Origin of the sequence: Fictibacillus barbaricus (assembly GCF_031457135.1) — a bacterium.
Classification (GTDB): domain Bacteria; phylum Bacillota; class Bacilli; order Bacillales; family Fictibacillaceae; genus Fictibacillus; species Fictibacillus barbaricus_A.
Map to the genome: position 1 here is coordinate 140,101 of NZ_JAVDWA010000002.1, position 24,587 is coordinate 164,687.

General features: G+C 36.9%; 21 protein-coding genes. 15 read left to right on the forward strand and 6 right to left on the reverse strand.

Annotated features, from left to right (window positions below):
* Positions 1 to 49: 49 nt before the first annotated feature.
* The 3 genes from tlp (at position 50) to J2X07_RS06125 (ending at position 1,078) form a co-directional block, all read left to right on the forward strand.
* Positions 50 to 286, forward strand: coding sequence for a small acid-soluble spore protein Tlp (gene tlp, locus J2X07_RS06115; RefSeq protein WP_310257541.1), 237 nt, complete (start codon positions 50 to 52; stop codon positions 284 to 286).
* 73 nt (positions 287 to 359) lie between these two features.
* Entirely contained in the window at positions 360 to 782 is a 423-nt protein-coding gene (locus tag J2X07_RS06120) for an acyl-CoA thioesterase (RefSeq protein WP_310257542.1), read from the forward strand.
* Entirely contained in the window at positions 782 to 1,078 is a 297-nt protein-coding gene (locus tag J2X07_RS06125; RefSeq protein WP_310257543.1) for a hypothetical protein, read from the forward strand. Before J2X07_RS06120 ends, J2X07_RS06125 begins: the two co-directional genes overlap by 1 nt.
* A gap of 2 nt (positions 1,079 to 1,080) precedes the next feature.
* Here the strand turns inward: J2X07_RS06125 and J2X07_RS06130 are convergent, their stop codons facing one another.
* A complete protein-coding gene (locus J2X07_RS06130) occupies positions 1,081 to 1,374 on the reverse strand; it encodes a HesB/YadR/YfhF family protein (RefSeq protein WP_310257544.1) in 294 nt (97 codons plus the stop codon).
* Between the two features lie 152 nt (positions 1,375 to 1,526).
* On the opposite strand from J2X07_RS06130, the gene asd reads away from it, so the two are divergent.
* Positions 1,527 to 2,384 carry an archaetidylserine decarboxylase gene (gene asd / locus J2X07_RS06135; RefSeq protein ID WP_310257545.1) on the forward strand — a complete coding sequence of 286 codons (858 nt, stop codon included), beginning with the start codon at positions 1,527 to 1,529 and terminating at the stop codon, positions 2,382 to 2,384.
* 217 nt (positions 2,385 to 2,601) lie between these two features.
* Positions 2,602 to 3,213 (forward strand): uracil-DNA glycosylase family protein, encoded by a 612-nt coding sequence (locus J2X07_RS06140; protein ID WP_310257546.1) that lies wholly within the window; start codon positions 2,602 to 2,604, stop codon positions 3,211 to 3,213.
* A 357-nt stretch (positions 3,214 to 3,570) separates the two neighbouring features.
* Here the strand turns inward: J2X07_RS06140 and J2X07_RS06145 are convergent, their stop codons facing one another.
* Positions 3,571 to 4,980: a Na+/H+ antiporter NhaC family protein gene (locus tag J2X07_RS06145; RefSeq protein ID WP_310257547.1), complete on the reverse strand. Its 1,410-nt coding sequence runs from the start codon at positions 4,978 to 4,980 to the stop codon at positions 3,571 to 3,573.
* A gap of 437 nt (positions 4,981 to 5,417) precedes the next feature.
* On the opposite strand from J2X07_RS06145, the gene J2X07_RS06150 reads away from it, so the two are divergent.
* The 3 genes from J2X07_RS06150 to J2X07_RS06160 all read left to right on the forward strand — a co-directional run bounded on the left by J2X07_RS06150 (position 5,418) and on the right by J2X07_RS06160 (position 11,333).
* Entirely contained in the window at positions 5,418 to 6,983 is a 1,566-nt protein-coding gene (locus J2X07_RS06150) for a DEAD/DEAH box helicase (RefSeq protein WP_310257548.1), read from the forward strand.
* A 111-nt stretch (positions 6,984 to 7,094) separates the two neighbouring features.
* A complete protein-coding gene (locus tag J2X07_RS06155; protein ID WP_310257549.1) occupies positions 7,095 to 7,634 on the forward strand; it encodes a GNAT family N-acetyltransferase in 540 nt (179 codons plus the stop codon).
* Positions 7,635 to 7,778: 144 nt separating this feature from the next.
* A complete protein-coding gene (locus tag J2X07_RS06160; RefSeq protein ID WP_310257550.1) occupies positions 7,779 to 11,333 on the forward strand; it encodes a dynamin family protein in 3,555 nt (1,184 codons plus the stop codon).
* Positions 11,334 to 11,399: 66 nt separating this feature from the next.
* Here J2X07_RS06160 and J2X07_RS06165 read toward each other — a convergent pair whose 3' ends face one another.
* Together J2X07_RS06165 and J2X07_RS06170 are read right to left on the reverse strand one after the other, a co-directional pair.
* Positions 11,400 to 12,851 carry a UDP-N-acetylmuramoyl-L-alanyl-D-glutamate--2,6-diaminopimelate ligase gene (locus J2X07_RS06165; protein WP_310257551.1) on the reverse strand — a complete coding sequence of 484 codons (1,452 nt, stop codon included), beginning with the start codon at positions 12,849 to 12,851 and terminating at the stop codon, positions 11,400 to 11,402.
* A 122-nt stretch (positions 12,852 to 12,973) separates the two neighbouring features.
* Positions 12,974 to 14,131 (reverse strand): aminotransferase A, encoded by a 1,158-nt coding sequence (locus tag J2X07_RS06170; protein ID WP_310257552.1) that lies wholly within the window; start codon positions 14,129 to 14,131, stop codon positions 12,974 to 12,976.
* Between the two features lie 94 nt (positions 14,132 to 14,225).
* Here J2X07_RS06170 and J2X07_RS06175 point away from each other — a divergent pair, with 94 nt between their 5' ends.
* Complete coding sequence (locus J2X07_RS06175; protein ID WP_396193887.1) at positions 14,226 to 15,566, forward strand: MFS transporter; 1,341 nt, start codon at positions 14,226 to 14,228, stop codon at positions 15,564 to 15,566.
* A 289-nt stretch (positions 15,567 to 15,855) separates the two neighbouring features.
* On the opposite strand, the gene J2X07_RS06180 is transcribed toward J2X07_RS06175, so the two are convergent.
* A complete protein-coding gene (locus J2X07_RS06180) occupies positions 15,856 to 16,467 on the reverse strand; it encodes a cyclase family protein (protein WP_310257554.1) in 612 nt (203 codons plus the stop codon).
* A complete protein-coding gene (zwf, locus tag J2X07_RS06185; protein WP_310257555.1) occupies positions 16,467 to 17,972 on the reverse strand; it encodes a glucose-6-phosphate dehydrogenase in 1,506 nt (501 codons plus the stop codon). Before zwf ends, J2X07_RS06180 begins: the two co-directional genes overlap by 1 nt.
* 92 nt (positions 17,973 to 18,064) lie before the next feature.
* Between zwf and J2X07_RS06190 the strand changes: the two genes are divergently transcribed.
* From J2X07_RS06190 to ablA, 6 genes are all read left to right on the forward strand, one after another.
* Positions 18,065 to 18,898: a sulfurtransferase gene (locus tag J2X07_RS06190; RefSeq protein ID WP_310257556.1), complete on the forward strand. Its 834-nt coding sequence runs from the start codon at positions 18,065 to 18,067 to the stop codon at positions 18,896 to 18,898.
* A 51-nt stretch (positions 18,899 to 18,949) separates the two neighbouring features.
* Positions 18,950 to 19,774: a PHP domain-containing protein gene (locus J2X07_RS06195; RefSeq protein ID WP_310257557.1), complete on the forward strand. Its 825-nt coding sequence runs from the start codon at positions 18,950 to 18,952 to the stop codon at positions 19,772 to 19,774.
* Between the two features lie 79 nt (positions 19,775 to 19,853).
* Positions 19,854 to 20,450 (forward strand): trimeric intracellular cation channel family protein, encoded by a 597-nt coding sequence (locus tag J2X07_RS06200; RefSeq protein ID WP_310257558.1) that lies wholly within the window; start codon positions 19,854 to 19,856, stop codon positions 20,448 to 20,450.
* Positions 20,451 to 20,666: 216 nt separating this feature from the next.
* On the forward strand, positions 20,667 to 21,521 hold the full coding sequence (gene ablB / locus J2X07_RS06205) for a putative beta-lysine N-acetyltransferase (protein WP_310257559.1): 855 nt from the start codon (positions 20,667 to 20,669) through the stop codon (positions 21,519 to 21,521).
* A 63-nt stretch (positions 21,522 to 21,584) separates the two neighbouring features.
* Positions 21,585 to 22,985 (forward strand): sigma-54 interaction domain-containing protein, encoded by a 1,401-nt coding sequence (locus tag J2X07_RS06210; RefSeq protein WP_310257561.1) that lies wholly within the window; start codon positions 21,585 to 21,587, stop codon positions 22,983 to 22,985.
* Positions 22,986 to 23,152: 167 nt separating this feature from the next.
* Positions 23,153 to 24,580, forward strand: coding sequence for a lysine 2,3-aminomutase (gene ablA / locus J2X07_RS06215; protein WP_396193675.1), 1,428 nt, complete (start codon positions 23,153 to 23,155; stop codon positions 24,578 to 24,580).
* The last annotated feature ends 7 nt before the right edge of the window (positions 24,581 to 24,587 follow it).

Sequence of the window (24,587 nt, forward strand, 5' to 3'; positions counted from 1 at the left end):
AAAGGTTTTTGCACACACTATTGAAGATCAAATTAAAGGAGTGTGCAGCATGCAAAAACCAAATAAAGACGATCGTAGCAACAATGTAGAGCGTTTGGAAGAAATGGCAGAAAATACACAGCAAAACATGCAAGAAGCAAACGAAACAATGGATAACGCCTCACTAACGGCAAGTCAAAAAGAACAAATTAAAGAGAAAAATCAGCATAGACAAGAATCTCTGGAACAGTTTCAAAATGAAATTCAAGAAGAAAAAGCTTATCGCGAAGGCAACGATTTAAAGTAAAGACCGGCATATTGCTGGTCTTTTTCTACGTTTTCTAATACAGTGAAAGAAAAGTAAAAAGGGTGGCAATAAAGTGAAATATATTGAAACGACTATTGATGTCAGATATGCAGAAACAGATCAGATGGGTGTTGTTTATCATGCGAACTATTTGGTCTGGTTTGAAATTGGAAGAACAAAGTTTATTGAATCATTAGGTTTTAGATATGCAGATATGGAAGCAGAAGGTGTGCTTTCACCTGTTACAGATATTCAAGTGTCTTATAAGAAACCTTTAACATACGGGCAAAGTGCCGTTGTGAAAACAGCAGTATTAGAATACTCAGGTATTAAAGTCGTTTATGGCTATGAAATTTATAATGAGCAAGGCGAGTTATGTGTTACGGGGAGTTCGGCACATGTTTGTGTGAAAAAAGAGACATTCAGACCCATTTCCATAAAAAAACACTTTCCGGATTGGCATGCAGCTTATGAGAAGGCGAAAAGAGAAGAGTAATGGCTTTTGGAATTAATAAACACGAACTGAAGAACTGGAAAAAAGAAGTACGAGCCGGAAATATCGCTTTTATTACACACTTCTGGATGGATCCACGTTTTCCTGGGGAAAAAAGTGTCACAAAGGTTGGATGCAATGATTTAAACAAGTTAACGCTGTGGGGAGAAAGACATGGCTTAAAGGCGGAATGGATTCATAAAAGGGAAGCTTATCCCCATTTTGACCTTATTGGAGATAAGCAAAGGTTGATTATGAAAAAAGAGGGCCGTTTTAACGAGTTAAAAAAATTTTTGTGAATTTATGATTTGGATTCAATGTAATCATAATCGATCTCTCCATTTTGAATCTTTACTTTTAAATCATTTTGATCAAAAAACCACTCATCTTCCTCTTCGATAAAAAACTCGTGCTCTTGCAGTTTTAAAGACGCAGCAGGATGTTTAGGGGTATCTTTTGTGATCCCTAATGAAAAGCCTTCCTGGGCTGTACTGCATCCTCCTAACCTGACAAAAAACCTGATTTTATCTCCTTGGTCTGCTTGAAGATCATTTATAATAAAATCTGCAGTCTCATCATTCATATGAATTTTCATATAGTCAGCTCCTTTTGCCTTTGTCTTAGTTTTGCTATTGTGTCATAAGCTTATTTAATAAACAATAAAAATGACTTTCCATCTATGTTAAAATGGTTATAATAAATATAGCAATTTATATTGAAGGATTTATTAGCTGAAGGGGAAATTAAATGAAACAGCGAGTTGCAAAATTATTTTTAACATTACTGCCTCAAAATAAAATTTCGTCCTTAGTAGGAAAAGCAGGACGTTCAAAACTAAGTAAACGTTATGTAAAACGGTATGCTAAGCATTACAAAATTAATTTATCAGAAATTGAAAAACCTATACATGAATATGCCCATTTAACTGAGTTTTTCTCAAGAAAACTTAAAGTGGACGCGCGGCCGATATGCGGAGAGGAAAATGAAGTAATTTCTCCTGTAGATGGTTTAGTTACCCAAATGGGAAGCATTGAAAAAGGAACAATCATTCAGGCAAAAGGGATTTCTTATCCTGTTCAGCGGTTATTGGCTGAAGAAGGAAAGACCAATTTTGAGAATGGTCATTTTATTACGATCTATTTAAGTCCGAAAGATTATCATCGAATTCATATGCCGGTTAAAGCAACCGTTGATAGCAGCACATATATTCCAGGCCGTTTGTTCCCAGTAAATGATATCGGAGTAAATCACGTAAAAGGATTATTTACGAAAAATGAACGTGTTGTTACATTTGCTGATTCTGATTACGGAAAATTAGCAATTGTAAAAGTAGGAGCATTTATCGTAGGAAGTGTGAAAGTGAATTACGATAATAAAGTCCGAAAATGGAAAAAAATCATGAAATCAGTCATTGGGCCAGTTTCTTATAAAAAAGGAGACGAATTGGGTCATTTTGAATTTGGATCAACGGTGATTCTATTATTTGAAGATGCAGATTTTACATTTGCTGATACTTTACAAGTAGGAACTTCGGTACGTATGGGAGAAGTTATCGGTAAACATTCGGAATCAGCAAAAGTGAAAAAATATTCAGCTACAATATAAAAATTAAACCGGCAAACAAACGTTTGCCGGTTTTTTCAACAGACAGTATTGTAATCAGTTTTGGGATTTCTATATTTGGTTATGTGTGATACGACATCAAGGAGAAGCGCGCCTATTAAAGGAGTATTCATCTCGCAAGGTTTAGTATGAAGAGCCACTTCAAAATTAATAAAGGCTGGAAAACAGCTCAACGCAGATTTACATGGAGGAGAATGTAATGAACATAGAAAAATTTTTTCAAGAGGCTAAAGCGAATTTTCAAGTCCATGATATTCGTACTAAGGATTCTCGTGTATTATTTATTCTTGAATCACCACATAAAGAAGAATTGAAATATGGTGTACCTTTAGCGGGTTTGTCTGGAAAATCTATGGCGAAAATACTTTTTGAAACCAATCAAATAGACGCAATGGGGAAATATTTAAAAAAAGAGAAAAATTCAGTATACGCTATAGTCAATATTTGTCCATTTCCACTTCAAGCATCGGCTTATCCAGAAGAATTTGCTCGACAATTTGCATCGGAATTAAATTTGGCAGAGTCCATTAGAACAAGTATGGCAAAAATATTTCGCGATCAGCATAAAGCCGATTTTCAAGCCATGTTAATTCATGATTTTAAAGAAAGACTTTTAAAAGGAATTACAGAAGACACAGTCATTGTGCCGTGCGGAAGGTTTGCTCAAAAATATGTGGATAAACTTCAATTAAACGAGAAATACGAAATAATCAGCGGGGTTCCGCATCCTTCATATAATTCATGGGCAAAAGAGCGATACAAAGATGTTATAGATCGTGTACGTGAAGAAGGAAAAATCAAAACAAGTTAAACAAAAATGCAGGGCTATTAAACAAAAACTATTTACTATTTGTAATTTGAGGATGACATAATTATTGTCATCCTCTTTTCTAAAGGCTCTTTTCTATAGGATTGTTGCTTTTGGAGCTTGTTATTCCGCTCATCATTAGTAAGTTGATTGGAGTGAAAGGTGCGAGACTCCTGCGGGACTGGCGGTCAGGTGAGACACTTAAAAGTGAAACGTCCGAATGTGGCTCACCGCCTGCCCCGCGGAAAGCGAGCATCCTGAAACGGAGATCAACTACTCACAAGAGCAACAAAGTATGCGAAAACAGTCTTTCTAAAACATCAACTACCTTCAAAAGCAACAATGAATACGAAAACAGCCTTAGAAGAAGAATACGGTTACGCCGTACATCACAGCAGTTATTCCGGCTGCAATCAATGCGGGCTTTAATTTGTACCGCGCATATTTTATAACGGATAAATTTAAAATTCTTGCGATCGTATTTGTGTCATCACTTAATGGCGAGGCGAAAGCGCCAAAAGTACCACTTGCAAAAACAGCTCCTATCACGAGAGGGACTGATACGTCTGCTACACCCGACATAGAAACACCGAGCGGCATTAATATACCCCAAGTTCCCCAAGCAGATCCTATAAAATAAGAAACTGCACAACCAAAGAGAAATAAGAGGGGAACAATTAAGGATGAGGGGATCCAAGCCGCATATTTCGTAACAAACTCTGAAAAACCAAGTTCTTCAGTCGCTGATGATAATCCCCAGACAATGGTCAACAGAACGATAACGCTCATTAATTCATTTCCGCCTAAAATAAATCCACTCAATAGTTCTCCTATCTTCATCTTTTGTAATCTTAAGAAAAGAAAAGTGAAAATCGCTGTAAAAAGAAGAGAAATAAGCATAGCATCCATAACATCAGCAGAGATGAAAGCTTTAATAAATCCACCAGTTTTCTTATAACCATCCCACCATGTAAGTAATAACGTTAAGGATACAACCATTATTAGCGGGATCAACAAATTCCATGGCTTGTTCGGCAAATCTTTGCCTACTGCAGGATCACAGGAGTGCCAATCGTCGTCGTTGCTTTCACCAACATCATCCGGATCCGATTCTTCCGTAGATTTGGAATGGTGAAAAAAACTTAAATAAATACCTACGATAATCATGACAATTGAAAAAAAATTAAAAGGGATGCTTTTAAGAAACATGGAATATGGATCTGCACTCAAATGTTCATTTTTCAAGGATAAACCAACGATAGATGTCATATACCCTACAAAAGCAGTTGCTATTGGAATCAATACAATGATTGGTGTAGCAGTCGTTTCAATTACAAACCCTAATTCTTGTGTAGACATTTTGACTTTTTTCAGCAGTGCTCTCATAATGGGAGCGATTGTTACAAATCGGAAGCTTGGAGCTGCAAATGTTCCAATCGTTGATACGTAAGTTAATAATAAAGCACCTTTTTTCGTTTGTATTCTGCTGGATGCTTCTTCTACAAATCCACGAATGCCACCTGAAAGTTTTATCATGGATATCAGTCCTGAAAAGACATATAGAAATACTAAGATTTTAATATTCTTTGGGTCGATTAACCCTTTAACAAGATAGTGCACCATTTTTTCCATACCGCCGACGAATGATGGCTTCAGCAGATAGGAGCCTGTTAAAAGACCAGCAATCAATCCGGGTAATACTTGTCTTGTTTTTATTGCGATCGGTATGACGACCAAAAAGGGAATGATTGAAACCCAGTTGTTATCCATCTTTGTCCTTCTTTCATTAAAGTCATAACGTTAGCGTGTGATGGATTTAAAAAAATATTCTTTTTAAGTCAGTGAAATAAGAATCACATTTGTTGAATGATATATGTTTCATTTGACCTAACATGGGATAAATTAAAAGTACCGTCACGGGAAACAGTTGCATTTATTATTGTTACGTGATAAGTTAAACAACGGAATATATATGGACGGAACAAGTTTGAATTACGGATAGCCTTGTAACTTTTAACTTTTAACCTTTACGCATATTCACATGGCTAAGCATTTCCAGTCAATTATTATTAGGAAATGCTATTTTATGTGCAATTCATGATGTATTTTGAAAAACAATTGGCTGACATTCTGCATGATCTTAAAAAAATGTCAGGTCCACGAGGTTATCGTAAAACCTTTTTCGTCAAAGAAAAGGAGATAGAACATTGACAACATTTCAAGAATTGGGACTTAGTCCCGAGTTGCTTCAATCAATCAATAACATGGGATTTGAGGAAGCAACACCAATTCAGCGTGACACCATCCCTACAGCTTTCAAAGGAACTGACTTAATCGGTCAGGCACAGACAGGTACGGGAAAAACAGCTGCATTTGGTATTCCGCTAATCGAAAAAATGGATACAAAATCAAGATTAGTACAAGGAATCGTTCTTGCACCAACGAGAGAGCTAGCTGTTCAAGTTGCTGAAGAACTTAATAAAATCGGTCAGTTTAAAGGAATTAAAACTTTACCGATCTACGGTGGACAATCCATTGTGCGTCAAATTAAAGCATTAAAGAATGGTCCACATATCATTGTAGGTACACCTGGACGTGTACAAGACCATATCAACAGAAAAACATTAAAGCTTGAAAACGTTCATACAGTAGTATTGGACGAAGCTGATGAAATGTTAAACATGGGCTTTGTGGAAGATATCGAGAAGATTTTAGAAAACGTTCCAACAGAACGTCACACTATGCTTTTCTCTGCTACAATGCCTAAACAAATTCAAAATCTTGCAGCTAAGTTCATGAAGGATGTATTACTTATAAAAGTAAAAGCTTCTGAAATGACAGTTAAAAACATTGAACAAGAATATGTCGAAGTAAAAGAACGTCAAAAATTCGATGCGCTTTGCCGCTTCATGGATATTCACTCACCAGAACTTGCAATCGTTTTTGGACGTACAAAGCGCCGTGTTGATGAGTTATCTGAAGCTCTTAGCAAACGCGGATATTCTGCGGAAGGGATTCATGGTGATCTTCCACAGGCGAAACGTGATAAGGTATTGCGTGCATTTAAAAACAATACAATTGAAGTTCTCGTTGCTACAGACGTAGCAGCACGCGGACTTGATATTTCTGGAGTATCACACGTTTATAACTTTGATATTCCTCAAGATCCAGAAAGCTATGTTCACCGTATTGGACGTACTGGGCGTGCAGGAAAGACAGGTTATGCATTAACTTTTATTACACCGCGTGAAATTGATCACTTATACACGATTGAAAAAATTACACAGCGTAAAATGATTAAGCGTGCTGTTCCTTCTGTATCAGAAGCGATGGAAGGACAGCAGCAGCTTGCATTAGAAAAATTAATGGAAGTTATTCAGCAGGATGACTTAAGCGGTTATAAGCAAACAGCTGTAGAATTATTAGAAGAAAATGATTCAGTAACGCTAGTAGCAGCTGCACTTAAACTTCTTACAAAAGAACCTGATACAACTCCAATTAACTTGACGGATGAGCCGCCGCTTTCTGTGAAAAAGAGACGTCCAAACAATCGTTTCTCAGATCGCAGACGTTCTGGTGGTAAACGCGAAGGTGGAAGACCTGATAACAACAACCGTCGTTCTGGATATTCTTCAAGAGGCGGAGAAAGAAGCGGAGCTCCAAGAGGAGAACGCAGCAGCTCTTCCAGCAGAGATGGCGGAAACCGCAGCAGCAGCCGTGATCAATCATACCGTTCACAAAAAAGAGTTCGTGAAGATAATAAAAACAGATAAAACAAGTAAAAGGATGGCTCTATTATTGAGCCATCCTTTTTTATATGTGTATGAAGTAATTTCAAGAAAGGGATAATAAGGAAATAGGTAAGTAACGAAAGGAATTGAGAAATGAAATACGGGGAAGTTTACACATTTAGGTCAAAGAGCGATGAAGATATTATATTACGGCCAGTCAATGAAAGTGATGCGGAAGAAATTATTAAGAGTGTTGAAACCATAATCAAGGAAGGGAAATACATTCAAAAAGAAGAGCCGCGTTCTCTGCTCGAAGAAATAACATTTATTAAACAAGTAAACACCTTAAATCATATGTATACAGCCGTAGAAAGGGCAGGTAAGGTTGTAGGCATTGCAAGAATCCTTAGAGGCCAGTTAGAAATGAAAAGGCACACAGGCGTATTCAGAACATGGATTCACCCTGATAGCCAAGGACTAGGAATTGCAAAAGAATTAATGAACTACACATTAAGATGGGGGAAGGCAAACTCATTACATAAACTTTGGCTAACTGTCTTTTCGGGAAATGAAAAAGCAGCATATGTTTATTCAAAAGTGGGGTTTGTAATTGAAGGCAGACTTAAAGATCAAGTTAAAATAAACGGAAAGTATGAAGATGAAATTTATATGAGTTATTTTTTTCCTCAGTAAACTGCGGTATATCACTGCAGTTTTTTAAATTCATGAATTTATAAAACAATTTGAATGTGCCTTCGAAATAAACATAGGTGAAATCGTTATCATATATATGGTAAAGTGGATAAAGATAACTAGGATATAGATAGGTGACGAATAATGAAATCAACAGAAAAAGAATTATTAACCATTGAAAAACAGCGTTTGATCGCTCTTTGCGAAACGTTCCATAATATGAACGAACAAAAAAAAGAAGAACAGTTAAGCGAGCTGTTTTTAAAAGCAGCACAAGAGGAATATGCCATCGCTTTTTGTGGACATTTCTCAGCTGGCAAGTCTAGTTTGATCAACGCTTTATCGAGTACGGGTATTTTACCTGCGAGTCCGATCCCTACGAGTGCCAACATTGTAAAAATGAAAAAAGGAGCACCGAAAGCCGTAGTCCGTCTAAAGACTAAACAAGAAGTAACATTTAATTATCCCTATGATGTTGAAGAAATTAAACAATTTTGCAAAGATGGAGATTTTGTTCATTCGATCGAAATCTTTTATGAATCAGATCAAAGTGGTACAAATTTAGCTTTTTATGACACGCCTGGAATTGATTCTACTGATCCAGCTCACAGGGAAGCAACAGAAAATGTTATTCATTTAGCAGATTTAATCTTTTATGTGATGGATTACAATCATATACTCTCAGAAACCAATGTAGAATTTATTAAAGAATTAATAAATAAAGGTAAAGAAGTCCGCTTAATCATAAATCAAATCGATAAGCATAGAGATGAAGAGCTTTCTTTTAAAGATTTTAAAGAGAAGGTCTTTAATAGTTTTAACACTTACGGAATCAAGAAAGAAAATATCTTTTTTACAAGTGTTAAAAACAGAACATTTCCACAAAATGATCTGTCAGCTTTAACAGCCTATCTTAAGAAAATTGAAATGAACAAAGATCGTCTTTTAGTGGAAGGGACAGGACGCCAAATCAATGAATTGGTTAATCAATACATTGAGACAGAAGAAGAGAATAGGGTTTCTTTAGAAATTATTTTAGAAAAGCTAGAAACATGGCAAGCAGAAAAAGATAAACTTCTTTCCGATCGGATTAAGCAAAAAGAAATCATGAATGAAAAAGAAGAGTCGATTAGAACCCAGTTTATGAAAATTGTTGATTCGGCACAGCTGATGCCCTATGAAACAAGAGAAAAAGCAGGATTGTTCATAGACTCTGTCAAGAATGATTTTAAAGTTGGTTTGTTTTTCTCAAAACAAAAAACCAATCAAGAACGCAATGCTAGAAAAGAAGCATTTCAGGAAAAGTTACAAGAATCAATAGATGCTCATATTAACTGGCACGCTCAAAACCAAATAAATAATTTGCAGAAAGAGCTTAAAACAGAGATTCCCCAATGGGATCCAATTGTTTTAAATGAAGAAACCCTTTTATCATTTGTTCAACCCGGTTTGTCCTCACAAGGTCAAGGACTATTAAATTATTGTGATAATATCGCTGGAGAGGCAAAAAAACAAGCTCGAAAGCAGATTGCTGCTATTATGAGCTTAGTGATGCAGGAAATATATAAAGAATACAATGAAGCTTCATTATATTCTAATAAGGATGAAGAAGTACTAAATAAGAAAATCGAGTCATTAACAATTGAGAAAGAAAGTGCAATGAAATGGGAAGACAATAAAAATGAATTGAACCATATTCTTTCAGTAAAAACAAAAGATTTGTATGATGCAGATGAATTCAAAAGCTATTATCTTTCTCAGTTTAAGCCGATATCAGCTGAACAATTTAAAGAGGAATACTTTGGCCAAAAGGATGAAAAAGAGTTAGAAGTTGAAAAAGAATCAGTAAATGTGACTTCACAAGATAATCAAACTTCCGGGTCTCTAGAAAAAGAAACGGAAAAGCTTATTAAAACAGCTTCACTATTAAAACCAATCACACAGCTTGAACATCTATCTCAAGAGCTCGATGATCTAGCAAAGAGATTAGGAAACCGTTACTTTACAATGGTCTTGTTCGGTGCATTTTCAGCAGGGAAATCATCATTCGCCAATGCTCTTTTAGGTGAAAATATTCTTCCGTCTTCACCCAATCCAACAACAGCTGCAATCAATGAAGTACGGAAACCTGAAAAGGGTTACGCACACGGTACAGTGAAGATCGAAATGAAATCAGAGATTGAAGTTCGAGATGAAATCAACAACATACTAAAATTTGATTCTGATCATTTGCCATCTATTATGAATCAATTAAATCTTGAATCTTTAGAACAAGAACAAGGAAAACATCTCAAGCATTTACAGGCCTTTAAAGAAGGATATCAATGGGCAGAAAATGCCTTGAACAAAACGATCACAACGGATTTATCTGAGGTATCTAAATATGCGGCGGTAGAATATAACGCTTGCTTCGTAAAAAAAATTACAATTTACTACAGCTGCCCTTTAACAGAAAAGGGGATCGTTCTTGTCGATACACCTGGAGCAAATTCGATTCATTCCAGACATACGGAAGTTGCATTTGAGTATATGAAACATGCAGATATCATTATCTATTTGACTTACTTTAATCATGCCTTTTCTTATACCGACCGTGAATTTTTGATTCAGCTAGGCAGAATTAAAGATACTTTTTCCTCCGATAAAATGTTTTTTGCGATAAATGCTTCAGATCTTGCAGAAACCAAAGAAGATGAATTGGCTGTAGTTGATCATGTCAAAAACAACCTCCAAACCTTTGGAGTCAGACATCCAAGGTTGTTCCCTGTTTCGAGTAAAAATGAACTAATGGGTGCACAAGGATTAGATCCGGGCTTTTCTGATTTTAGAAGCAGTTTAAATGACTATTTGGAAAACGATTTAGAAAGAGCTATGGTTTTAAGTGCAGAAAACTCACAAAATCATGTCAAAAAAGTCATACAGAATATGATCGCTGAAACAAATTTACGAATAGAAAAAGAAGACGAATATATACATGCTGTTCAGCAAAGAGAAGATGAACTATTAAAGCTTTGCGAGGACCAAATTGTTATACCAACAAAGCGATTACACCAGGAGATGAAAGAACTTCTTTTTTATGTAAAACAAAGAGCGCTCATTCGGTATCATGATTTTTACAAAGAAACGATTCATCCTGCTGCAGTAAAAACAGCTAAACCTGATTTAGTACAAAGTCTCCAAGAATTGTATGAAAAAGTGGCTCATGACCTTCAACAAGAATACAGAGCAAGTTCACTTAGATTAGACAAATGGATTCAGTTACGGCTGGATGAAAAAGAAAAAATCATTTTGAATGATGCAAACGAGAAACAAGTTAGTCTTCAGCATTCTCCGGAGGACAAGGAGAATTATCTAACACCGCCGGTTCCTGCAGCTTTAGCAAACATAGCGGCTGAAGGAAACAATGAATGGTTATCATATTTCAAAAACACAAAACAATTCTTTGAAAAAGGCGGATCTTCTGACTTAAGAAATGAACTTGTTAAAACAGTAGAAAAAGAAATCACAGTCTGGATTGAAACGGTGGAAGATGTATTGAGGGAGCATTATAAAACTGTTGCCCAAAATGCGGCTGAGCACACTAAGGCTCATTATATTCAGCAGATTAATCATTATTTTACAGAGCTGAAAAAGCCAGGGGATCTTGGAAAACGAATCGAAGTTCTTGAAAGCAGTTTAAAACAGATCGAAAATTTATAATAAGATTGCACCAAAAAAGCTGGCTTAATTGAGCCAGCTTTTTCGTTTGATATGAAGTATAAAAGGTTAGAGAGCTTTATGGCTTACACTCTTGTAATATTCAACCGTTGATATATCTGTTTTTGTTGGATAACGGTAAGACTCTTTATAGTTTTCAGGCCCTTTACCTGTAATTATTACAACACTCTCTGCGGGAGCTTCTTTCAGTGCATAAAAGATGGCTTCTGTTCTGTCTGGAATAATTGCAGCAGAGTGATTGCAGTCTGCAAGCGATATTTTAGTTTCTTCAATTAATTGATGCTGCGGAATTCCATTCAAATCATCTACTGTTAAAACGGTATGATTACTATATTCTAGTGATAATTGAATCATTTCTGTTCGTTTTGATACGTCACGATTTCCTCTAAAACCAAATACATGATATAGTGCTCTGTTTCCAGCTTTTTTGCGAGCGGCTTCTAAAACTTGATGAACGCCATCGGGTGTGTGTGCGTAATCAATAATAACAAGCGTTCCATTGTTTAACATGAGCTCTTCAAACCTTCCAGGAATTCCCGGAAAATTTGCGAGGGAAGAAATGGATTTTTGTATTGAAATCCCATAATCATAAGCTGCCGCGATGGCTGCGGTTGTATTTAACGCATTATATTCACCAGGCAAGGGAAGAGGGACGATAACTTGCTTAGAATCATAAACGAGATCGAAAGAATTTTTTCCAACATTTTCAATATAAAATTGATCTGTTTCCTTTCTCCCATATGTCCATATTTGAAGATCTTTTCGCAGTGATAATTCATCAACAAGTCTTTTTCCATAATTTCCTTCACTGCAAATAATAGCTGTGCCTTCCGATTTCAAATAATTAAATAGCTGAGCTTTACATTGAAAATAAGATTCCATCGTACCATGATAATCAAGATGATCATGCGTTAGATTCAAAAAAATGGCCTGATCATAAATAATGCCTTCAATTCTTTTCTGTTCGATCCCATGAGAACTTACTTCCATCACCACAGTTTCGTCTTGGCTCTCATGGAGCAATTTTTGCAAGGTAACAGGGTCGGGAGTTGTGTGGGAGCTTTTTACGATTTCAGAATTGATATAATGATGAACAGTCCCGAATAATGATGAAGAGACGCCTTGGGATTCAAGGATATGCTTAAGTATGAATGATGTAGTTGTTTTCCCATTAGTGCCAGTAATACCGGTCATTTTATGCTTTCTATAAGGTTGGCCATAAAAAAAAGATGCGGCTCTGCTTAACAATTTTTTTGTATCTTTTGAATAAAAGTAGATCCCTTTGCTCCTCGTTTCAGGATATTCGCCTATAACAGCTGCGGCACCGTTCTCATAAGCTTCTTGTATGTATTGATGCCCATCAGCTTGCACACCAGAAATAGCAAAAAACAAGTAGCCTGGTTTTACTTGTTTTGAATGGGATGTAATACCCGTAATATTGAGATTTTCGATATTTTCACTTTTGATGTGCAAGTGTGCTAATAAAGCTTTTAATTTCACTGAAACGTCATCCTTTATTTGAATTATTTTTAGTGTTATTCTATTTCGAGTTCTTATACATAAACATTAACCGTAATATGTTTATGTAAACTATTCGAAAAAACTGCCCAATTTAGGACAGTTTAAAGGAGAGTTTTAATAAATTTCTCAATTCCATTCATTCCTGCTTCTAATTTTTTTAAAGAAGCTGCATATGAAATCCGTACATATCCTTCTCCAAGATGAGAAAATGCATCGCCAGGAATGACAGCAACTGCTTGAGAATGTAAAAGTTTTAGGGCAAATGAATGGGAAGACAGCTTAAATGGTTTAATATTGATAAACAAATAAAATGCACCATTAGGTCTTTCAAAGGAAATCCCCATTTGTTCTAACCTTTCACAGCAGTATTCTAACCGCTTTTTGTATTCATTTCTCATTTCCAGTGCATCATCTTTTCCATTTGACAAAGCTTCTATCGCAGCAGCTTGTGAGATTGTAGAAGCGCATGTCACATTATACTGATGGACTTTTAGTACATGCTGTGTAATTTCTTGTGGTGCATATAAAAGTCCGATTCTCCAACCTGTCATGCTGTGTGATTTCGAAAGCCCGTTTATGACGATGGTTTTCTCACGCATTCCTTTATATGAAGCAATAGAACGATGCTGTCCATTATAGCGAAGTTCGCTATAAATCTCATCCGAAAGAATAAATAAATCTTTATCTTTTAAGAACTGAGCTAACTTTTCAAGTTCATGATCTTCAAGAACCGCACCTGTAGGATTGGAAGGGTAGGGAAGAATAAGGGCTTTTGTTTTGTCGGTCATTGCTTTTTCTATTTCTTCTACAGTCACTTTAAAGGATGTATTTGTCGTGTCTATATGTACAGTCTTCGCACCGCATAACGTAATTACGGGTTCATATCCAGGATAAACCGGGCCAGGCACGAGTACTTCATCGCCTTCAGACAAAATAGACCGTAACGATATATCGATTGCTTCACTGGCGCCTGCTGTTACAATGACCTCAGTTAATGCGTCATAGTGTAAGCCGTATTTTTCCAAAAGAAAACCAGAAGCTGCACATCGAAGTTCTTCATATCCTGCATTATGTGAATAAACCGTTTTATTTTGATGTATTGCCATGATGGCAGCTTCTTTTACATGTTGAGGTGTTGGAAAGTCAGGCTGACCTAAAGTAAGGGAAATAGCGTTCGGATATTGTGCTACTTCGTTAAAAAATTTCCGAATCCCTGATATTTGAATGGATTTTGCACGATTGTTTAATAAATGTTCCATTATGTATCTTCCTTTCATACTGTTGAATCGGTGGGTCTAAAGATGACTTTTCCACTAAGTGTATCTTTAATTCCTTTCGTGCGTCAATGGGTGGATTTTCTTGTATGATTTTAAGGCTTTTCCCAATACTAATGAAGGTAATAGTACGGTTGTGGAGGATATTATGGAAGCAAAGAAAAAGTGGGACCTTTTAGCCTTGGCATCAATTCCTCTCGTTATGACTTTGGGGAATTCTATGCTGATACCAGTATTGCCTGATATTGAAAAGAAGTTAAATATTTCTTCGTTTCAGGTTTCTATGATTATCACGGTATATTCTGTTGTAGCTATATTGTTAATTCCGATTGCTGGTTATTTATCTGATCGTTTCGGAAGGAAGAAAATCATAATTCCTAGTTTGCTCATTGCAGGAATTGGAGGGTTAATTTCTGGATGGGCCGCATGGCAATCCGATCATGCGTTTATGGTGATTTTAATTGGACGTTTTCTTCAAGGAATAGGTTCATCAGGTGCTGCACCAGTTGTTCTGCCACTAGTAGGAGATATGTTTCAAGATGAAAAAGAAGTCAGTTCTGGATTAGGGCTAATTGAAACATCTAATACAATCGGGAAAGTAATCAGTCCCATTTTGGGCGCTTATTTAGCGACCATTATTTGGTTTTTACCGTTCTGGCTGATTCCGGTTTTTTGTGTTATTTCCATTGTATTCGTTTTATTTTTAGTTAAAGTTCCTAAAAAAAAGGAACAAGAAAAGCAATCATTTAAAGAATTTGTTAAAAATATTAAAGAGATTTTTCATATTGAAGGTAAGTGGTTAACTGCTATCTTCTTGATCGGTGGAATTATTATGTTTGTTTTATTTGGTATATTATTTTACCTTTCCACTATTTTAGAGGAGAAATATAACATACATGGAGTAATGAAAGGTCTCGTAATTGCTGTGCCTCTTCTTGCATTATCCATTTGTTCTTATATAGCCGGAAAAAAAATAAAACAAAACAAAGTTGTCATGAAATGGTGTACTTTTTTATCGATGGTCTTATTAGGAGGATCCGCTTTTTTAATTACCTTTACCGAAAATGTATATTTCCTTCTTGGTGCACTTTTTGTAGCTGGTATAGGAATTGGAGCAGCACTTCCTAGTCTGGATGCACTGATTACGGAAGGGATAGAAAAAGAAGCCAGAGGTACAATTACTTCTATATATAGCTCCATGCGATTTGTCGGGGTAGCATTAGGACCACCCATATACGCTATTTTAATGAAGTCATCACATGAGATGGTATTTTATACATCAGCTGGAGTAAGTGCTGTAGCAGCACTGGCAGCATTCTTTGCGATTAAACCAGAAAAAGAAAAAGGCGGGGGAGGAGACAAAGAAAATAAAGACAAAAAGCAACAGCAAGTTGATAACTTAAAGCCTGCGCTTGAATAAAAAGGCTGTTTTCGCAATCTTTGTTGCTCTTGAAAGTAGTTGATTTCCGTTCCAGGTTGCTCGCTTTCCGCGGGGCAGGCGATGAGCCACATTCGTACGTTTCACGTATAAGTGTCTCACCTGCCCGCCTGTCCCGCAGGAGTCTCACACCTTGCACTCTAATCAACTTTCAATGAAGAGAATGTAAAATATCAGCCAAAAGCAACAATTTTAAAAAATAGAACCATTAAAAAGAAACAGCGGATTATTCCGCTGTTTCTTTTGTTTTACCTTATATTAGCTATGTTTTCTATTGTTCAATTAACACAACGCGTGCAGGAGATGCATCAAGTCCTCTGATTTTCAATGGTGCTGCGATCATCAAATATTCACCTTCAGCTACATCTTTTAATTGAAGACCTTCGATAATAATGACATTGTTTTGAAACAGTTCTTTGTGAGTAGGGTGGTTTTCTTGTGCACGTTCTACACCGAGTGCGTCAATTCCAACACCAGAAACCCCGATTTCTGTAAGAAGCTTAGCTGCTTCTTTATTAACATATATGAATTCAAAGTTAAATTCTGTATCCCAAGAATTCTTTGTTTTAAATAATACGAAATCACCTTGTTTAATGTCTTTACCTTGCAGGTCATCTGCTTTGATTGAATCAACTGCATTGGTTAAATCGATTACTTTTGCTTTTCTTACAAGCTTATCTAACGGAAGGGTTTCGATTGTATCTCCGCCAGGAATCATGTGCAGTGGGGCATCAACATGTGTCCCTGTATGAACATCCATTTCTAAACGTGTTTCGGTTACGTGTCCTGATTGTCCAGTATTAAACGAAGGCTGTTTTTCAGGCTTGTTTTTATAGACGGGCATTCCTTCAAATATAGGCAGTGAAATGTCATGTATTTTCATCAATCACAGTCCTTTCTTAAGTTTGTAGGCTCCCACCAGGAGTGTCCGTCACGTTGCAGCATCTCATCCGCTTCAACAGGTCCCATACTTCCTGATTCATAATGTGTTAACGATGCATCAGGATTGTTATGCCATGCACTCGTAATGCGGTCTATAAACTCCCAGCTTAGAGCGACTTCATCCCAGCGGGTAAAATAAGTTGATTTTCCTAGAAGGCAATCATGAATGAGTTTTTCGTATGCCTCAGGAGAGTTCATATCAGCAGTTGCTTGATTATTGTAACTCATGTCGATAGGAAGAAGATCAGAAGTGTCTCCTTTTGGCTTCGCATTAAGTGTCAAGCTTACACCTTCATCAGGCTGAATATGAATTCGTAGCAAGTTAGGCTGATATTGCTCTTTGTTTGCGTGATAAAGTGCCATTGGTCCTTGTTTAAACTGAATTACAATTTCAGTTGATTTTACTGCCATCCGCTTTCCAGTACGAATATAAAATGGAACACCTGTCCATCTAAAGTTATCAATAAAGAGTTTAGCGGCTACAAATGTTTCTGTTTTAGACTCAGGGTCAACCTTATCCTCATTAAGATAGGCTGGAACCGTTTCCCCTTTCATCTTACCTTCGCCATATTGGGCACGAACTACATTTTTCTGAACTTCTTCTTCATTAAAGAAGCGAAGAGAACGGAGAACTTTTACCTTTTCATCACGGATATGCTCTGGCTTAAGTTCGCCAGGAGGTTCCATAGCAACCATCATGACCATCTGAAGCATGTGGTTTTGCACCATATCAAGAAGCGCTCCCGATTTTTCGTAATACGGGGCTCGATCTTCCACACCCAGCGTTTCACTGGAAGTTATTTGTACGGAATCAATATATTTATTGTTCCAAATCGATTCGAAAATGGCGTTGCCGAAACGAATCACTTGAATGTTTTGAACCATTTCTTTTCCAAGGTAATGATCAATGCGGTAAATGTCGTTTTCATTAAAGCTCTGCTGAATCTCTTTGTTTAATTCTGTGGCAGAAGGCAAGTCATGGCCAAACGGTTTTTCAATGACAATTCGTTGCCAGCCTTCTGTGTTTGTAATACCTTCTGATTTTAAGAACGTTGGAATGGTTCCAAAAAAGCTTGGCGCCATTGCTAAATAATACAGTCGGTTTCCATTCGTACTGTAGTCGCGGTCAAGCGAATTCAGCAGTTCTTCTAGATCGTGGTAGCTTTTTTCACTTGTTACATCCATTTTTAAATAATAAAAATGGGAGGCGAATTTTTTTATCTTCTCAGTTTCAGCACCAGGAGTATGCTCTTCAATTGCACCATAAACATCTTTTTGGAACTCTTCGTGAGAATATTCTTTTCTAGAAACGCCGACTACTGAAAAGTTCTCTTTCATATGTCCCTTTTGATACAATTGATAGAGTGCAGGAAACAATTTTCGATGAGCCAGATCACCTGTAGCTCCAAAAATTACAATAGAAGCATTCGGAATACTATGTATCATTTTACAAGTCACTTCTTTCTATCTGTTGTTTATGTGTTAGTTTTCCCTGCATGAAGTAAAATTAACGAAAACTTTACAAGGAGGTTTTTATTATGTCCAATTTTGTAAGTCCTGAATGGGTGAATGAGCATGTTAATGATATTCAGGTCATTTTTTTTGACTGCCGGTTTTCACTGGCAGATCCTCAAGCGGGATTTAAGCTATACAAAAAGGATCATATTAAAGGAGCTTATTTTGCTGATTTAAATAACGATCTATCAAGACCTTTATCAACTCACGGCGGCCGCCATCCATTGCCTTCCGTAAACATACTATCACAATTTTTTAGTAATTGTGGAGTAGACGGTGAAAAAATTGTCGTTGCATACGACGATGAAGCTGGTGCTTATGCGTCCAGACTTTGGTGGATATTAAAGTACCTTGGGCATTCTAAAGTTTTTGTCATGAATTGCGGCTACACACACTATAAGGAAAAAGGGTATTCAATCTCAAGTAAAATGCCTGCAGAAAAGTCCGGGAATTTTACTCCAAACGTCCAAAACACTATGAAGATAGATAAGGATGAACTATTAAGGAAAATTAAAAGTGGTGAAGACACCATTATTGATGCAAGAGAAGAAGGACGATACAAAGGGATCTTTGAACCTATTGATCATAAAGCGGGACATATACCAACAGCAGTAAACATTCCCTGGAAATCAAACTATCGGTCACCAGGAATTTGGCGGAGCAGGGAAGAGCTTAGAACCATCTACAAGTCATACGCCGATAAAAAAGAAAAACAAATCGTTTATTGCGGTTCAGGGGTTACAGCCTGTATCAATATTCTTGCAATGGATGAAGCAGGAATAGGGAATGTTTCCTTATATCCAGGGAGCTGGAGTGATTGGATCAGTTATGAAGAAAATGAAGTTGAAACAGATTAACATTAAAATTTCACGTACCGTAATTGTTTTATAAAATGTGAGGGATAAACAATGAAACAAATCGATTTACATACACATACAACGGCTTCGGATGGCACCTTTTCACCCGCAGAAAATATTTTGAGAGCCAGAGAAAAAGGATTAAAAGCCATAGCCATCACAGATCACGACACCATTAACGGTATAGAAGAGGGCCTCGCAGAAGCTGCAAAGCATGAAGGCATTGAATGTATACCTGGTATTGAAATTAGTACTTTATACAATGGTCAAGACATACATGTTTTAGGATATTTCATCAACTATAAAGATGAAGAATTCTTATCCAGTTTACAAAAACTGCAGTCAGTTAGAGATCAACGAAATCATCTGATTATTAAAAACCTGAACGATTTAGGTATACACATTGAGGAATCGGAGCTAGAAGCTAAAAGACATGGAGATGGCAATGTGGGAAGAGGTCATATTGCGGAACTTCTAATGGAAAAAGGAATCGTAAAATCAATACCTGACGCATTTGAAAAGTATTTAGGAAAAGGCAAGGCAGCCTATGCAATGATCGAAAGAATTTCTCCGATCGAAGCGATAACACTTATTAAGAAAGCTAATGGAATACCGGTATTAGCACACCCTGGCATATATGAAGCAGATGAGCTGATCCCTATAATGTGTGAAAACGGATTGGCAGGAATGGAATATTTTCATCCCGATCATACAGCAGAACAAGTAAAACACTATGAAAGACTTGCGGAAAAATATTCGTTAATAAAAACTGCAGGCAGTGATTTTCATGGTTTTCGAAACGGTGAGGTTTTTCATGGAGACATCGGTTGCTGTACAGTTCCATACAGCACATTAACAAAATTAAGAAACAAATGAAAATAGTACTTGCCAGCTAACCCATAACCTTATAGTATTCAATACGGAGTAATATTGAATGTAGAGAGGAAGTTCGGGTTTGACTTGGGATTTATTAAACATCATTGGAACAATAGCTTTTGCCATCTCAGGTGCATTAGTTGCAATGGAAGAGGATTATGATCTGCTCGGTGTTATAATTTTAGGCTTAGTTACTGCTTTCGGAGGGGGAATCATTCGAAATGTTCTTATTGGAATACCAGTAGATTCTATTTGGCAGCAGGGTTTATTGCTTAAATCAGCACTAGCAGCAATGGGAATTGTATTCTTCATGCCATCTAACTTCATACAGTTTTCTAAAAAAAGTCTGCACTTTTTTGATGCTATCGGTCTATCGGCGTTTGCCATCCAAGGTGCTATTGCAGCTACGAGCATGAACCATCCAATAAGTGCAGTGATCGTTGCCGCGATTTTAACCGGAATCGGCGGAGGTATTATTCGTGATATTTTGGCTGGGAGAAAACCAGTAGTACTAAGGGAAGAAATTTATGCCGTTTGGGCTTTGCTTGGAGGACTAATTGTAGGATTGAACATGGTAAACAGTTTAGTTGATTACATGATACTTTTCATCGTTCTCGTATGTTTTAGAATGCTTTCAGTTAAATACAATTGGAAGCTTCCCCATCGAGCACTATAGTTTGAGTATAAACCACCTTTACGGGTGGTTTTTTTGCACTATCATAAAGTATAACTTGTTAACAAAATGATGTTCTAAGCACAGTATCAAGTCAAAGTCGATAGTATATGTGCAACTAAGGCTGACGAAAATGGCTTGCGTCACCCAAGTTTTCTTCATTGCAGGATTTATCCGTATAAATATGGAAGTTATTTTATAGAGACAGGAGGGGGTATTATGAACACGGCCTATTATGAAAATCGTAAAATACAACAACCGCAATTCAGAGCAGATGCTTGTTTTGACTATTATAATGAGCGGCTGCGTATAGATGATTACCGTGGGAATGTCCGCGTACTTGTGGAATGGATCAATGAAACAACAGCAATACATCCGTTTCAAAAGGTCATTATTAAATCACGTGCAGATGATGTGTCTTATTGGCTTCAATATGGATTTATATTTGAAGGTGAGTTTTCAAGTTATTTTAATGGTGCTGCCGCAATAGCAATGTGCAAGTATATTTCGAATGATAGAAGAAACAGCGGTTATTGGGCAGAAGAGGATAACATCCTAAAAAAGGTTCGACAGCTTTCAAATAGCAATTTGCCAAATCAGTTGCCGGTCGAGTATAACATGCGTATGGCAAATGAACAGGATGCTAAAGAATTAGCTGAATTATATGGAATTGTTTTTGAAATTTACCCTACACCAATGAACGATCCCCAATACGTTCGTGAAATGATGCAAGCAGGGACGTTATTTTGTTTAGTACTGCACAATGGAAAAATTGTAAGCGCTGCCTCAGCAGATATTAATTCAACTTATCATAATGCGGAAATAACAGACTGTGCGACTTTAATTGAACACCGCAAATATGGTCTCATGAAACACCTTGTTGAACAACTTGAAAAAGAATTGTTTATGCGCAATATTTATTGCTCTTATTCCATCGCAAGAGCTTTATCCTTTGGAATGAACGCTGTATTTTATCAAAGAGGTTACACGTATACTGGCAGGCTTGCAAATAACTGTAAAATATTTGACAAATTTGAAGATATGAATATATGGGTGAAGGATTTATCTCGATAATAAGTAGTGCTTAAAATCCGGCATGTACTGACAAATATTCGGCGCCTGGGGTGGTGGAACTTCATGATTTCTGGAACTGTAGAAACAGCAGAAACTTTAAAAGCGATTTTAAAAACAATTGATGAAGGAATACATGTAGTTGATGCAAATGGAATGACGATTTTTTATAACTCAGTAGCTGCCTCATTAGATGGTTTATCTCCTGAAGAAGTTCATAATTATCATGTGCTGGATGCTTTTCCATCCTTAACTAAAGAAACAAGTACGTTATTAAAAGTGATTCAAACCGGAATCCCGATTCATAATCAGCACCAATCTTATCGAAATAGAAAAGGCATTCAAATTGATACAATCAATTCAACACTTCCTTTATGGCTGGATGGTGAATTAATTGGTGCTGTAGAAGTAGCAAAAAATATTTCGAAAATTAAACAGCTTTCAGATCAGCTTTTAGATCTACAAGCAAAAATCAAAAGTCCAGCTAAGAAAGCGAATAAACGAGTATTTGCTTCCTATCACTTTTCAGATATTTTAAGCAGAAATCCACTTATGAATGAACTTAAGAATCAGAGTGAAATGGCTTCCAGGACGAATTCACCTGTTATGATTTACGGAGAGACTGGTACGGGTAAAGAATTGTTTGTTCAAGCCATCCACAATGCATCTAATAGGAACACCAAACCCTTTATTGCGCAAAATTGTGCTGCTATTCCAGGTCCGCTTTTAGAAGGTATATTGTTCGGGACTACAAAAGGAAGCTTTACAGGAGCTGTTGACCGGCCTGGTGTTTTTGAATTGGCTGATGGAGGGACGTTATTTCTAGATGAAATTAACTCCATGCCTATTGAACTTCAGGGTAAAATTCTAAGAGTGGTCCAAGAAGGAATCGTTCAGAGAATTGGCAGCGGTATAGCGCATAGAGTAGATGTTCGAATTATTTCGGCACTGAATGAAAAGCCGGAAGACTGTTTAACAAAAGGAATCCTTCGCCATGATTTATTTTACAGATTAAACGTTGTTTATTTAGAACTTCCTCCATTAAGAGATAGGGGAGAGGACATCCCTTTTTTAACAAATTATTTTATTCGAATATTTAATGAAGCATTTCATAAAAAAATCAGCGGTTTGTCAGTTGAAGCTGAAAAAGCATTTTGTCATTATGGCTGGCCAGGAAATATTAGAGAACTCAAACACGCCATCGAACACGCAATGAATTTTGCTGATGAAGAAGGAGTAATCGAACTGCATTTAGTACCGAGTCATGTAAAACAAGCAGGTGCTATAGACCAAGGACAAACAGGCTTTGAGAATGCAGATATACCACCACTTAAACTTGCATTGGATGAATTAGAAAAACAATTAATAGATAAAGCATTAAAACAAACGTCAGGGAATATTCAGCAAGCTGCAAAGCTTCTTCAAGTCCCTAGGCAAACTTTACAATATAAAATGAAGCAAAAGTAACCGCCGGAAATCCGGCGGTTACTTTTGTTATTTTCATAATCATCATGGCCCGAAATGAAAGAAAGATGCATAAACTATAAGGCCGACGCACATATTCGGAAATTTCAGATATTTTGGCACAGAACTTGCATGTAGTTTACAGGTGCAGAAATAAAGGAGGTCATAGAATGCCTATCGTTAACGGACTATTCAAACCAAAGAAACATTGGAAAGAGTACGATCTATGGAAGGATGTTACGGAAGAACAATGGAATGATTGGCTTTGGCAGCTAACGAACACCATCAGAAATCTGAAAGATCTTAGAAAAGTCATTAACATGACGCCAGAAGAAGAAGAAGGAGTAAAAATTTCAACGATGACGATTCCGTTGAATATTACACCTTACTATGCTTGGCTAATGGATCAAGATGATTCTAGATGTCCGATCCGTATGCAATCTGTTCCTATTGGAAAAGAGATTTTAAAAACAAAGTATGATTTAGAGGATCCTCTGCATGAAGATGAGGATTCCCCTGTACCTGGCCTAACTCACCGATACCCGGACCGTGTATTGTTTCTAGTGACAAATCAATGCTCCATGTATTGCCGCTATTGTACGCGAAGAAGATTTTCGGGTCAGATAGGAATGGGTGTGCCGAAGAAACAGCTGGATGCAGCAATCAACTACATCCGCAGTAATCCGCAAGTAAGAGATTGTTTGATCTCCGGCGGTGATGGATTATTAATCAATGACAATATTTTAGAATATATATTAAAGAACTTAAGAGAAATCCCTCATTTGGAAATCATCAGGATAGGTACAAGAGCGCCGGTCGTATTTCCGCAGAGGATTACGGAGAATTTATGCAATATTTTAAAGAAATATCATCCAGTATGGCTGAACACTCATTTCAATACATCATTGGAAATTACCGAAGAATCTAAACGAGCTTGTGAAATGCTAGCCAACGCAGGAGTTCCTGTTGGAAACCAATCTGTAATCTTGGCTGGAATCAACGACAGTGTTCCAATCATGAAGAAACTCATGCATGACTTGGTCAAGATAAGAGTGCGTCCCTATTATATTTATCAATGTGACCTTTCAGAAGGAATTGGCCATTTCAGAGCACCTGTTTCAAAAGGTCTTGAAATTATTGAAGGTCTTCGCGGTCATACTTCCGGTTACGCCGTCCCAACATTTGTAGTGGATGCTCCAGGCGGTGGTGGGAAAATTGCTGTACAGCCAAACTATCTGATTTCACAATCACCCGAAAAAGTAGTTTTGAGAAACTTTGAGGGTGTTATTACCTCATATCCTGAACCACAAAACTATCAAGCTGGCAGAGCTGATGCCTACTTTAATGAGATCATGGGCACAAATCATATTAAGCCTGCCATCGGAGTATCTGCACTTATGAACGATGAGGCTTTTAATCTAGTTCCAAAAGGTCTTAAACGGTTAGAAAGAAGACAAGATTATCACACTAATCCTGAACATAGCTCATTAAAAGATAAACGTGATAAACGTGATGAACTGAAAGAGAAAAAATATAAATTTGAGCAAGAGAAAAATGAAGGAAATTCTTCGTCTTCTGAAGAACACAAGAATGCATAAGAACGGA